This is a genomic window from Peribacillus sp. NPDC056705 (assembly GCF_043656335.1).
On the sequence record NZ_JBHTYI010000238.1, the window covers coordinates 932 to 1,182 of the forward strand.

Consider the following 251-nt stretch of genomic DNA (forward strand, 5'->3'; position numbering starts at 1 on the left):
AGTGGCTTGCTTGAGCGCTTGGTTCAGAGTAGCGCTCGAAATGGTACCTACGGCGTGGCCGTTGACTACCTTCACTCCCGGCTTGATCGTTGCCACGCCATCTTCGCCGACGGAGATACCCGACGGGCTGCCTGCACCATTGCTGCTGCTATTGCTGTTACTGCTGCTATTGTTGTTAGTCCCGTTACCGTCGTTCCCACCGCCTGGGTTATTCCCGCCTGGATTTCCAGGTTTACCGTTCAGGGTAAGCA

At 56.6% G+C, this 251-nt stretch carries 1 protein-coding gene; it reads right to left on the reverse strand.

The window, feature by feature from the left end:
* Nucleotides 1-251: hypothetical protein (locus ACFRAK_RS29300; RefSeq protein WP_394573237.1), on the reverse strand; the 251-nt coding region annotated here is incomplete at both ends.